Annotated in this window: 12 protein-coding genes; 3 read left to right on the top strand and 9 right to left on the bottom strand. The window is 72.5% G+C overall.

The annotated features are described in order from the left end of the window. Nucleotides 1-29 precede the first annotated feature (29 nt). From ACIPXC_RS18745 to ACIPXC_RS18725, 5 genes are read right to left on the bottom strand one after another with little or no spacing between them, the layout of a single operon-like run. A complete protein-coding gene (locus tag ACIPXC_RS18745; RefSeq protein ID WP_401619100.1) occupies nt 30-623 on the bottom strand; it encodes a hypothetical protein in 594 nt (197 codons plus the stop codon). Next, a complete protein-coding gene (locus tag ACIPXC_RS18740; RefSeq protein WP_401619096.1) occupies nt 620-1,801 on the bottom strand; it encodes an ROK family glucokinase in 1,182 nt (393 codons plus the stop codon). Before ACIPXC_RS18740 ends, ACIPXC_RS18745 begins: the two co-directional genes overlap by 4 nt. Continuing rightward, nucleotides 1,798-2,730, bottom strand: a complete 933-nt coding sequence (locus tag ACIPXC_RS18735; RefSeq protein ID WP_401619093.1) for an ATP-binding cassette domain-containing protein — start codon at nt 2,728-2,730, stop codon at nt 1,798-1,800. Before ACIPXC_RS18735 ends, ACIPXC_RS18740 begins: the two co-directional genes overlap by 4 nt. Next, complete coding sequence (locus tag ACIPXC_RS18730; protein WP_401619090.1) at nt 2,727-3,761, bottom strand: ABC transporter permease; 1,035 nt, start codon at nt 3,759-3,761, stop codon at nt 2,727-2,729. Before ACIPXC_RS18730 ends, ACIPXC_RS18735 begins: the two co-directional genes overlap by 4 nt. Further along, nucleotides 3,758-4,738: a sugar ABC transporter substrate-binding protein gene (locus ACIPXC_RS18725; protein ID WP_401619087.1), complete on the bottom strand. Its 981-nt coding sequence runs from the start codon at nt 4,736-4,738 to the stop codon at nt 3,758-3,760. The genes ACIPXC_RS18730 and ACIPXC_RS18725 overlap by 4 nt, the downstream gene beginning before the upstream one ends. A gap of 262 nt (nt 4,739-5,000) precedes the next feature. Between ACIPXC_RS18725 and ACIPXC_RS18720 the strand changes: the two genes are divergently transcribed. Beyond that, nucleotides 5,001-6,014 (top strand): Gfo/Idh/MocA family oxidoreductase, encoded by a 1,014-nt coding sequence (locus ACIPXC_RS18720; protein ID WP_401619084.1) that lies wholly within the window; start codon nt 5,001-5,003, stop codon nt 6,012-6,014. Between the two features lie 123 nt (nt 6,015-6,137). Here ACIPXC_RS18720 and ACIPXC_RS18715 read toward each other — a convergent pair whose 3' ends face one another. Then, nucleotides 6,138-7,079, bottom strand: coding sequence for a DMT family transporter (locus ACIPXC_RS18715; RefSeq protein ID WP_401619081.1), 942 nt, complete (start codon nt 7,077-7,079; stop codon nt 6,138-6,140). Between the two features lie 115 nt (nt 7,080-7,194). On the opposite strand from ACIPXC_RS18715, the gene ACIPXC_RS18710 reads away from it, so the two are divergent. Beyond that, complete coding sequence (locus tag ACIPXC_RS18710) at nt 7,195-7,563, top strand: hypothetical protein (RefSeq protein ID WP_401619078.1); 369 nt, start codon at nt 7,195-7,197, stop codon at nt 7,561-7,563. Between the two features lie 282 nt (nt 7,564-7,845). On the opposite strand, the gene ACIPXC_RS18705 is transcribed toward ACIPXC_RS18710, so the two are convergent. The 3 genes from ACIPXC_RS18705 to allB all read right to left on the bottom strand — a co-directional run bounded on the left by ACIPXC_RS18705 (nt 7,846) and on the right by allB (nt 11,296). Beyond that, a complete protein-coding gene (locus ACIPXC_RS18705; protein WP_401619077.1) occupies nt 7,846-8,463 on the bottom strand; it encodes a dihydrofolate reductase family protein in 618 nt (205 codons plus the stop codon). 376 nt (nt 8,464-8,839) lie between these two features. Further along, on the bottom strand, nt 8,840-9,958 hold the full coding sequence (alc, locus tag ACIPXC_RS18700; RefSeq protein WP_401619074.1) for an allantoicase: 1,119 nt from the start codon (nt 9,956-9,958) through the stop codon (nt 8,840-8,842). 3 nt (nt 9,959-9,961) lie between these two features. Then, a complete protein-coding gene (gene allB, locus ACIPXC_RS18695) occupies nt 9,962-11,296 on the bottom strand; it encodes an allantoinase AllB (RefSeq protein ID WP_401619211.1) in 1,335 nt (444 codons plus the stop codon). 336 nt (nt 11,297-11,632) lie between these two features. Here allB and ACIPXC_RS18690 point away from each other — a divergent pair, with 336 nt between their 5' ends. Next, complete coding sequence (locus tag ACIPXC_RS18690) at nt 11,633-12,436, top strand: IclR family transcriptional regulator (RefSeq protein WP_046779830.1); 804 nt, start codon at nt 11,633-11,635, stop codon at nt 12,434-12,436. The last annotated feature ends 109 nt before the right edge of the window (nt 12,437-12,545 follow it).

Here is a 12,545-nt window from a genome sequence, read left to right as displayed (position 1 = left end):
GATCCCAGGCTAGCGGTGGGCAGGCCGGGTCACGGAGTGGCCGTGGAGACCACGTAGACCCTGGGGTGCCCGGGGTCCGTGAGGTCCACCGTGATGTCCCGGCCGGGGCGCGGGTCCTCCTGCTCCAGGCTGGTTCCGTACCAGGTGGCGCGGGGGCTCCAGCTCCAGCCCGCGACCTCGGAGTCGTGGGGGGAGATCGTGACGTCCCCGGCGACCAGCTCGGCGCGGCTGGTGCCGACGGAGGCGAGGAAGCCGTCCAGGTCGGCCGGGGTCACCGCGAACTGGGTGAAGAGCCTGCTGGTGCGCCAGTTGTTGGTCTCCAGGAAGCCGACCTTCCATGCCTTCGCCGGGATCGGCACCTCGTAGATGCTGCGCTGCACCTTGGAGGGCCAGCCCGGGCGCACCGTGGACGCGCCGACCTTGGCGGCCTTGTCGCGTCCGCTCTCCCGGCTCTGCTGGGTGGAGATCGCGAGGTAGCCCGCGGGTACGCCGATCAGCAGGACGATGATGATCGCGGTGATCCAGCGGCGCTTGACGACGTGCCTGCGGTCCTCGGGGGTGGGCCGCGGTGTGCCGCCCTCGTCGGGGGCGGAGGCCTGGTGGGGCAGGGTGGGCGGGTTCACGACTGGGGGTCGTCCTTGGAGTCCGTGGGTGCGGTGGTCTCGCGCCTGCGGCCCAGCTGGCCCAGCTGCGCGTAACGCTCGTAGCGCTCGACCCGTCGGCGGGTGGCGCGGCGGAAGCGCCGGGCGACGAGCCGGGCGAGGTCGGCGGCACCGACCATGCCCGCCTCGGGGCCGAGCTGGGCCTTGGCGATACGGGCCTCCGGGCGGTAGCCGCGGCCGGTGAGGTGGCGGCGGAAGGCGTCCCGGGCGGGGCCGATCAGCAGGTCGTCGGCGGCGCTGACGCCACCGCCGATGACGAAGCAGGACGGGTCGAGGGCGGCGGCGAGATTGGCGATGCCGACGCCGAGCCACTGGCCGATGTCCTGGAGCAGCTCGACGCACATGGCGTCGCCCTCGCGGGCCAGCTCGGTGATCAGCGGCCCGGTGATCTCGGAGACGTTCCCGCCGACCCTGGCGATGATGTTGTACGCGACCGGGGAGTCCGCGGCGGCCAGCTCGCGGGCCTCGCGCACCAGGGCGTTGCCGGAGCTGTACTGCTCCCAGCAGCCGCGGTTGCCGCAGGGGCAGCGGTGACCGCCGGGGACGACCTGCATGTGGCCGAACTCGCCGGCGACCCCGTACCGGCCGCGCTTGACCTGGCCGCCTTCGAGGATGGCGCCGCCGATGCCGGTGCCGAGTGTGATCATGACGAGGTGGTCCTCGCCGCGTCCGGCGCCGAAGCGCCATTCGGCCCAGGCGGCGGTGTTGGCGTCGTTGTCGACCATGACGGGGACCGCGAGCCGGGACTGCAGGGCGTCGCGCAGGGGCTCGTCGCGCCAGGCCAGGTGGGGTGCGAAGAGGACCCTGGAGCGGTCGGCGTCGACCCAGCCGGCCGCGCCGATGCCGACGGCGTGCACGTCGTGCCGGTCGGAGAGGTCCAGCACGAGCTCGACGATGGTGTCCTCGACGACCTTGGGGCTCTTGGACTTGTCCGGGGTCTCGGTGCGGATCTTCTCCAGGATGACGCCGTCGGCGTCGACGACCCCGGCCATCACCTTGGTGCCGCCGATGTCGATGCCGACGGTCGGGACGCGCGGGGCGGTCAGGTGCGACCGCCGCTCACGGGTCCCGATGGTGCGCAGGACGGTGCCTCGCGCCGACCCCCGGTGGGTGAGCGTGAAGTCCCGGTACGTGCTCATCGAGTCGTGTCGTCCCTCGTGGGTGCGGTGGTGCGGGAGGCCTGGTCGGCCGGGCCCGCCGGTCCGGTGCGGCCGGCTCCGCGGGCCGTGGCGTCCGTGACGCCCGGTCCCGATTCTGCCACTCGCTCCAGTTCGTGGCTCAGTTCGTCGAGCTCGGAGCCGCCCGCCATCTGGCGGGTGAGCTCGTCCAGGGTGATCGAGTCACGGGTGTGACTGCCCGCCATGGCGCCGCGCTTGAGCAGCACGAAGCGGTCCCCGACCAGGTAGGCGTGGTGCGGGTTGTGGGTGATCAGGACCACACCGAGACCGGCGTCGCGGGCCGCGGCGACGTACTTGAGGACCACGCCGGACTGCTTGACCCCGAGGGCCGCGGTCGGTTCGTCGAGGACGAGGACCTTCGCCCCGAAGTAGACGGCGCGGGCGATGGCCACGCACTGCCGCTCGCCGCCGGACAGGGTGCCGATGGGCTGGTCCACGTCGCGCAGGTCGATGCCCATGCGCAGCAGCTCGTCGCGGGTGGTGCGGCGCATGAGGTCCACGTCCAGGCGGCGCAGGGGGCCGCGGCCCTTCGTCGGCTCGGAGCCGAGGAAGAAGTTGCGCCAGACCGGCATGAGCGGGACCACGGCGAGGTCCTGGTACACGGTCGCGATGCCGCAGTCGAGGGCCGCGCGCGGGTTGGCGAGCACGGTCTCCTCGCCCTCGATCTCGAAGGTGCCGGCGTCGTGCCGGTGCAGCCCCGCGATGATCTTGATGAGGGTGGACTTGCCGGCGCCGTTGTCGCCGAGGACGCAGGTGATCTCGCCCGCGGAGACCTCCAGGGAGACGTCCTGGAGGGCGCGGATGTTGCCGTAGAACTTGGCCACGCCGGTCAGTCTGACCAGGGCGCTCGTGGCGGCCGGGGTCGCCGTGGTGGTGCTGTCGGTGGTCACTTACTCGCCTCCGCCCGCTTGCGGACCCATGCGTTGAGCAGCGTGGCCAGCAGGAGCATCGCGCCGAGGAAGAACTTGAACCAGTCCGGGTTCCACTGCGCGTACACGATGCCGTTGCTGGTCATGCCGAAGATGAAGGCGCCGACCGCCGAGCCGATGGCGGAGCCGTAGCCGCCGGTCATCAGACAGCCGCCGATGACCGCCGCGATGATGTAGAGGAACTCGTTGCCCACGCCCTCGCCCGACTGGACCACGTCGAACGAGAAGAGGATGTGCTGGCCGGAGATCCAGGCGCACAGGGCGACGCCCATGTACAGGCCGATACGGGTCTTCACGACGGGTACGCCGACGGCGCGGGCCGCGTCCGCCCCGCCGCCCACGGCGAAGATCCAGTTGCCGGCGCGGGTGCGCAGCAGGATCCACGTGGCCACGGCGACCAGGGCCAGCCACCACAGGACGGTGACCTGCAGGGTGACCGCGCCGATCTCCCACTTCGAGGCGAAGACGGCGCGGGCGGAGGGGAAGCCCTCCATGTCGGCGATGGACTTGGTGGAGACCGTGCCGCTGATCAGCTTGGTGAAGCCGAGGTTCAGGCCGGTCAGCATCAGGAAGGTGCCGAGCGTGATGATGAAGCTGGGCAGCCTGGTGCGGGTCAGCATGAAGCCGTTGAAGAAGCCGATGGCCAGGGTGACCAGCAGGGACACTCCGACGCCGACCCAGACGTTGGCGGTCATCTGGTAGCTGAACATCGAGCTCACCAGGGCCGAGGTCGTGACCATGACACCCGCGGAGAGGTCGAACTCGCCGCCGATCATCAGCATCGCCACGGGGGCCGCCATGATCCCGATGGTGGAGGCCGAGTACAGGATCGTGCTGAGGCTGGAGGCCTGGAGGAAGGTGGGGGCGGCGACGGAGAAGAAGACGAACACGGCGACGGCCCCGACCACCGCGCCCAGCTCGGGCCGCCCCAGCAGCCGGCGGACGAGCGAGGCCGGCGCGAGCCGCTCGTCGACGGCGGTGGCGGCGCTCATCGGCTGCCCCGCTCGATGTACTCCTCCAGCTCGGCGGCCTCGGCGGCGGTGACGATCTGCGGTCCGGTGAGCACCGGGCGGCCGCCGCCGAGCACGTCCGCGTTGTAACGGTAGAGCCAGAGCAGGTCGACGGCCTCGTACCCCTGCAGGTAGGGCTGCTGGTCCACGGCGAAGCCGAGGGCGCCGGACTTGAGGTCGCGGGCCACCGCCTCGTTGAGGTCGAAGGTGTCGACCTCGGCCTTGCTCCCGGCGGCCTCCTTGGCCTTGACCGCGGTGGGGGCGAAGGGCGCGCCGAGGGTGACGATCGCGTCGATGGACGGGTCCGCCTGCAGCTTGGCCTGGACGGCCGCCTGGACGGAGGGCATGTTGGTGCCCTCGACGTAGAGGTTCTCCATCGTTCCGGGGAAGGTCTTCTTCGCGCCGGCGCAGCGCTGCTCGTGGCCGACGTTGCCCTGCTCGTGCAGGACGCAGACGGCATTCCTGCGGCCGCGCTTGCCCAGCTCCGTGCCGACCGTCTCGCCGGCGATCGTCTCGTCCTGGCCGATGTGGGTGAGCGCCCCGTACGCGGCGGACTGCGCGGACCCGGAGTTGACCGTGACCACCGGGATGCCGGCCTTGACGGCCTTGGCGACGACGTCCTTGAGGGCTTCCGGCTTGGCGAGGCTGACGATGATCCCGTCGACCTTCTGGTCGATGGCGTTCTGCACGAACTGCGCCTGCTGCTGCGCCTGGTCGTCGTGGGCGTAGACGAAGTTGATGTTGTCCTTCGCCGCGGCCTCCTTGGCGCCCTTCTGGACGATGTCCCAGAAGGTGTCGCCGTCGCCCGCGTGGGTCACCATCGCGAAGGTCCAGCGCGGGGTGGAGACGGCGGGGCGGCCCGCCTCCGCGGCCTTCGCCCGCTCCTCGGCGCGCTTGCCGCCCGTACTGCTGCAACCCGCGAGCGAGGCCCCCAGTACCGCCGCGAGCACGGCGCCCACGACGCGTACCCCTGTCCGAACCCTAGCCACGTCGCCGCGCCCTTCCCTCGTCCGTCTCATCCGTCGTCCCGGCGCTCACGCCGTCCGTCATCATTCGGTCATTCCGGTTTCAGCCGCCCAGTATCCGCCACAGTGGACCATGAAGGGCCATCGGGGCATGCACCCGCAGACCGACACGACGGGATCGCGGATCGGCACGGGAAATCCTCAAGATCGATGCGAGCGGATTGACAGGTTCCCCCGACGGGGCCAGGTTGAGTCCATGCGCATCGGGCTCATCGGAACCGGCCGGATCGGCTCGTTCCACGCGGCCGTCCTCGCCCGCCACCCGGAGGCCGGCTCGCTCCTGCTCGCGGACTGCGACCCCGCGCGGGCGGCGCGCCTCGCCGACCGGCTCGGGGCCACGGCCGCGCCCTCCGTGGAACAGGTCTTCACCTGGGGCGTGGACGCTGTGGTCGTGGCGTCCTCCACCGACGGGCACGCGGAGCTGGTCGTACGGGCGATCCGCGGCGGCCTGCCGGTGTTCTGCGAGAAGCCGGTCGCCCCCGACCTGAACCGCACCCTGTCCGTGCTGCGTGAGGTCTCGGCCCTGGGCGGGCTGCTCCAGGTGGGCTACATGCGCCGCTTCGACGCGGGCTACCTCACGGCCCGGGAGCTGGTCCGCTCCGGCGCCCTGGGCCGGCTGCACACCGTACGGACGATGACGGCCGATCCGGCGCCGCCGGCCGCCGACTACCTGGCGACCTCGGGCGGCCTCTACCGGGACTGCATGGTCCACGACTTCGACATGGTGCGGTGGGTGACCGGGCACGAGGTGGTGGAGGTGTACGCGGCCGGGTCGGACGCGGGTCCGCCGCAGTTCCGGCAGACGGGGGACGTCGACACGGCGGCCGCGCTCCTCGTCCTGGACGACGGGACCCTGGTCACGTCCACCGGGACCCGCTGCAACGGCGCCGGCTACGACGTGCGGATGGAGCTGGCCGGGGAGCGGGACCAGGTCTCCGCCGGCCTCGACGACCGGACGCCGATCGCCTCGACCGAGCCGAACGGGCCGCCCCCCGCGAGCAAGCCGTGGACCGGCTTCCTGGAACGCTTCGGCCCCGCGTACGAGGCCGAGCTGAACGCCTTCGTGCACCTGGTGCGCGGCGAGGGCGAGAACCCCTGCGACGGACGGGAGGCCCTGGCCGCGCTGCGGGTGGCGGAGGCGTGCGAGCTGTCGCGGCGGGAGCGGCGCCGGGTCCGGCTGGAGGAGCTCCCGGACCTGCCGGGCCGGTAACCGGAGCCGTGACCGGTTCGGTGACCGGTTCGGTGACCGGTTCGGTGACCGGTTCGGTGAGCAGGGCATCCGGCCACCCTACGGTGGCCCTCCCCGGCTGACTGCGGCGCTTTCCGGACACGCTCAGGCAGGTGCCGCGGTGACCGCCCGCCGCCCCCAGGCGGTGCCGGCGAGGACGAGGAGCACGCCGGCGTATCCGAGGGGCCCCAGGTGCTCGCCGCCGACGGCGATGCCCGCCACGGCCGCCCACAGGGGCTCGGTGCCGAGCAGCAGGCTGACCCGGGAGGGCGAGGTACGGCGTACGGCCCACATCTGCACGAAGAAGGCGAAGAGGGTGCAGAAGACGGAGAGGAACGCCAGCCCGGCCCACTGGGCGGGCCCGAAGTCGGCCGCGGCGGCCCAGGGGCTCGCGCCGGTCCCGGGTACGGCGGCCAGCAGGGCGAAGACGAGCACGGCCCCGCCGAGCTGCACGGTGGTCAGCGACAGCGGATCGGCACCGCGCACGCCCTCGGACCGGGCCATCAGCAGCACGTGCAGGGTCCGGGCGAGGGCGGCGCCGAGAATGAGCAGGTCACCGAGGCCGGGCACGGTGAAGCCGGCGCCCTGGGTGAGCAGCACGACGCCGAGGACGGACAGCGCGGCGGCGCCGAGGAACCCGGCGGACGGAGCCTTCCGCTTCACCGCGGCATCGGCGAGCGGGGTGAAGATCATGGTCAGGCTGATGATCAGCCCGGCGTTGGTGGCGGAGGTGTGGACGACCCCGTAGGTCTCCAGCAGGAAGATCCCGCCGAGTACGAGCCCCAGCAGCCCGGCGCCGCGCAGCTGGGCGGGGGTGAGCGCGCGCAGCCGCGCCCACCCGGCGACGACCAGCACGGGCAGCACGAGCGCGAACCGCAGCACGAGCACGGCGATCACGGTGTGCGCGGTGGTGATGCCCTTGGCGGCCAGATAGCTCCCGCCCCACACGACGGCGACGGCCAGCACGGGCAGATCGGCGAGCCACGCGCGGCGGGGTGCGGCGTGCAGGGTGGGCGAGGCGACGGCCACGGAGGTCTCCAACGTCACTCGGGAGGTGGAGACATCGGCGGCTCGCACGGTTGCGGGGCACACCGTACCGGAGCCGATCATGCGGGGCGACCCGTTTCCGGGCCTCGCGCCCCCGGCCCGTAGAGTCGGGCGCATGGCTGATCTTTACGCCGTGGATCTGGCGTTCGACCTGCTCGACACCACGCCCGACGCCGTACTCGCGGAGGTGCGCCGCCACCTGACGGGGGACGGCCTGCTCGCGCCGCGCGGCGCGGCGTGGCACATCGGCGGGATGCTCGTGGGCGAATTCGGCCCGGCCGAACGCGACGGCTGGGCCCTGACGGCCCGCCAGGAGATCCATGAGGACCAGCTCCCGGCCCTGGAGGACCTCCTCCTGCTCCTCACCCCGCACATCCGCCCGCCGGGCCCGGTCGGCCGCATCCGCCACCACGCCCACGAGTCCCCGGACCTCCTGGTCCTGCGGGAGGGCCGCGTGGTCCAACTGGCCCTGGACCGGCGGTAGCGGAGCAGTCCGACGGCCTTCCGGCGCGTGTACGCCGAACCGGACCGGTACGACGGCCCGCGCGCGGGCCCGGCCGACGCGGACGGCGGCCCGCACGACGTCCAGGGCCACGGCGGCGTCGACGCCCGCTACGACGAGCCGACCGGGCTCCTCGCCGCGCACGGGCGGCGGCCCGCCGATGCGCGGCGCCTGGTCGGAGAGCCGGGCTTCGACGCGGGCGACCGCTACCGCGCCGACGGGCTCGACCAGTGGTCCCGGCGGCATCCGGCCGGGTGCGGCCGGTCAGGAGCCGACGGTGCCGAACGACGCCCGCCCGGTGGGCCGGTAGGTGTGGATGGCCGTCCCGGCGGGGGTCGTGCGGGACGCCGTCAGCTCGTACGCGGTCGGCAGCCCGCCGGTGGGGAACAGCCTCCTGCCGGCCCCCAGCGCCACGGGGAACACCATCAGGTTGATCTCGTCGACGAGATCCCGGGCGAGCAGCCACTGCGCGAGCTGCCCGCTCCCGTGCACCTGCAACTCCCCCTCCAGCGCGTCCTTGACCCGGACGATCTCGCTCTGCAGGTTCTCCCCGTCGAGCACGGTCGCCGGCCCCCAGGCCGGGTCCTCCAGGGTGGTCGAGGCCACGTACTTGGGCAGCCGGTTCAGCCCGCCCGCCACGGGGTCGGCGCTGTCGTCGTGCTCGGGCCAGTAGCCGGCGAAGATCTCGTAGGTCCGCCGCCCGAGCAGGAACGCCCCGGCCCGGCCGAACACCTCGGTGATGAACTCCCCCATCCCCTCGTCGACGTACGGTGCGACCCACCCGCCGTACTCGAACCCGTCGCTGCGGTCCTCGTCGGGCCCGCCGGGCGCCTGCATCACGCCGTCCAGCGTGACGAAGGTGGTCAGTGTCAGCTCGGCCATGCCTCTGCGCTCCTCGCTCGATCGTCCCTGCACGAAGGCAGACTCCCGGACCGCCCGGAACTCATCTCCCTCCGCCACGCGAACGACTGCCCGAACGGCGCAGCACCTCCGATCCCCGCCGGGAACGCGGAGTCGGATTCCCGCCAGCAGCGGTCGCGGCCGGTCCCGGGCCGCCGGTCCCGGGCGGAGCGGTCCCGGGCGGGCCGGCCCCGGGCACGATCGCAGTGGCTCCGGCCGGCCCGTCCGGCCGCCTCCGGCCGTGGACCACGGCCGGCGCGAACCGTCGCCGCCGCCGGGGCGCACCGGCGGCGGTGCGCCCCGGCGGGACGTGCGGGCCCCGGGGGTGTCGGCCCCCGGGGTGGTCAGGGGTACGGGGTCAGCCGCCCAGCTCCTGGTGGCGGGCGGTCAGCGCCGCCGCGCCGGCCTCGGTCAGCGAGCCGAAGAGCCGCAGGCGGGAGAAGCCGCCGTCCGGGAAGATGTCGATCCGTACGTGGGTGCCCACCGCCGGGGTGTCCAGTACGAAGCGGTGGTTGGTGTCGGGCTGCAGGCGGGTGCGCGGCAGGAACTCCGTCCACTCGCCCTCCTCACCCGTCTTCACCGACAGCGAGGCCCAGCCGGCCGAGTTGCCCTTGAGGTACGCGGTGTCGATCTCGACGGCGCGGATCTCGGACTCGGTGACGAGCTGGTAGCGGATCCAGTCGTTGCCGTTGTCGCGGCGGCGGGCGGTCTCCCAGCCGTCGTCCATCTTGCGGGAGCGGCCCGGGTTGATGGTGTTGGTCGGCGGGGAGTAGAAGCGGTTGGAGGCGTCCTGCACGGAGCCGCCGTTCTCCAGCGCCACCACGTCGAAGGAGCCGAGCGCCGCGAGCCACTTCGGGTCGGGCAGGACCTCGCCGTGGACGCGCAGGCGGGCGATGCCGCCGTCGGGGTGCTGGTTGACGCGCAGGTGGGTGAAGCGCTGCTCGGTGTCGACCTCGAAGCCGTTGGCGGCGTGGCCGCCGACCGCCGTGCGGGGCACGATGGTCGTCCACTTCACGTCGTCGCCCTGGAGCTCCTCCGGGGTCGGCGCGAGGGCGCCCTCCCAGTTGGTGGCCTCGATGGAGACGGCCTGCGGCATGTTGCCGCGGAAGTGGGCGGTGTCGACGACGATGCCGCGGATGACGCCGGGCGCGCCCAGGCGCACCAGTGCCCAGTCGTGGTCCTCGGGGGTCGGCCAGGGCTGGGTGGCGCAGACGCCGCGGCGGCGGCGGGTCTCCCAGCCGTCCATGACCTTGCCCTTGTGGCCGAAGTCCTCGGGGTCGAAGTGCGCGGCCTCGGAGATCAGGAGGTTCTCGCGCTGGGCGAAGAACTCGTCGTTGGCGGCGATGACACCGGCGCCCAGCTCACGGGCGGCGAGGTTCGCGTACTGGGTGAAGGGGAAGTCCGCGGTGCGGTAGTCCGCGTACGGGTCGCCGCCCCCGTACGGGTTCGCGTTGCCGGTGAAGGATTCAATCGCCACTGGTCAGTTCTGCCTTTCGAGGAGGAGGCCCGTGGGCTCGGTCGGGGTGCCGTGGTCGGCGATCTGCGTGCCGCGCAGCCAGGTGGACTTCACGACGCCGTGCAGGGTCCTGCCCGCGTACGCCGTGACCTGGTTGCGGTGGTGGAGTTCGGCCGGGTCGACGGTGAACATTCCTTCGGGGGCGAGCACGGCGAAGTCGGCGTCACGGCCGGCCTCGATCGCGCCCTTCTGCGCCAGCCCGGCGAGGGCGGCCGGGGCCGCGGACATCCAGCGGACGACGTCCTCCAGGGTCCGGCCGCGGCGGCGCGCCTCGGTCCAGATGGCGGGCAGGCCGAGCTGGAGGGAGGAGATGCCGCCCCACGCGGTGGAGAAGTCGCTGGTCTTCAGGTCCGCGGTGGAGGGCGAGTGGTCGGAGACGATGCAGTCGATGGTGCCGTCGGCGAGCGCGTCCCACAGCAGGTCCTGGTTGGCGGCCTCGCGGATGGGCGGGCAGCACTTGAACTCGCTCGCGCCGTCGGGCACTTCCTCGGCCGTCAGGGTGAGGTAGTGCGGGCAGGACTCCACGGTGATGCTGACGCCCTCGGCCTTGGCGGCGGCGATCAGCGGCAGCGCGTCGGAGGAGGACAGGTGCAGGACGTGGACGCGCGCGTTCAGCCGCTTGGCCTGGGCGATCAGGTTGCCGATGGCGGTGTTCTCGGCGTCGCGCGGCCGGGACGCGAGGAAGTCGGCGTACTTGGGACCGGGGACCACGGGTGCGGCATCGAGGTGGTGCGGGTCCTCGGCGTGCACGATCAGCAGGCCGCCGAAGCCGGTGATCTCGGCGAGGGAGGTGGCCAGCTGCTCCTGGTCGAGCTCGGGGAACTCCTCCACGCCCGACGGCGACAGGAAGCACTTGAAGCCGTAGACGCCGGCTTCGTGCAGCGGGGCCAGGTCCTTGACGTTGTCCGGGAGGGCGCCGCCCCAGAAGCCGACGTCCACGTGCGCCTTGGTGCGGGCGACCTCCTGCTTGACGCGCAGGTTGTCGACCGTGGTCGTCGGCGGGAGGGAGTTGAGCGGCATGTCGAGGATCGTGGTGATGCCGCCGGCCGCGGCGGCGCGGGTGGCGGTCCAGAAGCCCTCCCACTCGGTGCGGCCCGGGTCGTTCACGTGGACGTGGGTGTCGACCAGGCCGGGGAGCAGGACGTCGTCGCCGAAGTCCTGCAGCCGGGCTCCGGCCGGTACCTCGGCGTCGTGTGCCAGCACGGCCGTGATCTTCCCGCCGGCGACGGCGACCGAGGCGGCGCGCGTCCCCTCGGGGGTGATGACGCGCGTCGAGCGCAGTACCAGTTCCACAGCCACGTCGGCCACCGGAACCTCCCCATCTACTTCCACAGAGCGAAATTCAACGTTCTGTTGACGGAGTCTTCCCGGCGATTCGGGAGCAGTCAAGAGTGCCCGGACGGACCACTGACACACCGGGATCGCAATTGGATGTTTCCACAGGATGGAATTAAGATTTCACTATCCAGAATGTAGCTACCACCACGGGAGTCGGGCGGATAACTTCACGAGGACGTCCGCCACCCGGACAAACCACCTCTGACCGGCGACGACGGCCCCGACCCCAGCACTGGGACCGACGCCGACCGCCGGGTAGGCTGCTCCCTTGCCTGCCAGCACCGAAAGGACCGCGCCGTGCCGACGTCCAGCGCCAGCACCACCGACGCTTCCTCAAAGACCCCTGCCGCAAGCGGTGGCGTCCAGTCCCTTGAGCGCGCCTTCGATCTGCTCGAACGCATGGCGGACGCCGGGGGCGAGGTCGGCCTGAGCGAGCTCTCCGCCGCCAGCGGCCTGCCCCTGCCCACGATCCACCGCCTGATGCGCACGCTGGTGGCCTGCGGGTACGTGCGCCAGCAGCCCAACCGACGGTACTCCCTCGGCCCCCGCCTGATCCGCCTCGGCGAGTCCGCGTCGCGCCTCCTGGGGACCTGGGCCCGCCCCTACCTCGCCCGGCTGGTCGAGGAGACCGGGGAGACGGCGAACATGGCCCTGCTCGACGGGGACGAGATCGTCTACGTCGCCCAGGTGCCGTCCAAGCACTCCATGCGCATGTTCACCGAGGTCGGCCGCCGGGTGCTGCCCCACTCCACCGGTGTGGGCAAGGCGCTGCTCGCCCACACCCCGGCCGACGAGGTACGCGCCCTGCTGGCCCGCACGGGTATGCCGGCGGCGACCGAGAAGACCATCACCACGCCCGAGGGCTTCCTGGAGGCGCTGGAGCAGGTCCGCCGGGCCGGCTACGCGGTCGACGACAACGAGCAGGAGATAGGAGTCCGCTGCCTCGCCGTGTCGGTGCCGAACTCGCCGACCGCCGCCGCGATCTCCATCTCCGGCCCGGCCGGCCGCGTCACGGAGGCCGTGACCGAGTCCTTCGTCCCGATCCTCCAGAACGTCGCCGCAGAGCTGTCGGTGGCCCTGTCCAACCAGACCCCGGCCTGAGGGGCGTCCGGCGGATCAGGGCCGGACACCTCTGGACAGACCGCACGAAGAGGCCCTGGTGGTCCCTCGCCCGGAGGGGACCACCAGGGCCTCTTGCGTACCCGTGCCC

It is taken from the genome of Streptomyces sp. NPDC090021 (assembly GCF_044748225.1).
GTDB lineage: Bacteria > Actinomycetota > Actinomycetes > Streptomycetales > Streptomycetaceae > Streptomyces.
This window is presented reverse-complemented; position numbering and strand designations above follow the sequence as displayed.

Excerpts from the sequence above, each read along its gene's own strand:
- ACIPXC_RS18720 (WP_401619084.1), top strand. The coding sequence starts at position 5,001 with ATGCGCATCGGGCTCATCGGAACCGGCCGGATCGGCTCGTTCCACGCG.
- ACIPXC_RS18705 (WP_401619077.1), bottom strand. The coding sequence starts at position 8,463 with ATGGCCGAGCTGACACTGACCACCTTCGTCACGCTGGACGGCGTGATG.
- ACIPXC_RS18730 (WP_401619090.1), bottom strand. The coding sequence starts at position 3,761 with ATGAGCGCCGCCACCGCCGTCGACGAGCGGCTCGCGCCGGCCTCGCTC.
- ACIPXC_RS18740 (WP_401619096.1), bottom strand. The coding sequence starts at position 1,801 with ATGAGCACGTACCGGGACTTCACGCTCACCCACCGGGGGTCGGCGCGA.
- ACIPXC_RS18710 (WP_401619078.1), top strand. The coding sequence starts at position 7,195 with ATGGCTGATCTTTACGCCGTGGATCTGGCGTTCGACCTGCTCGACACC.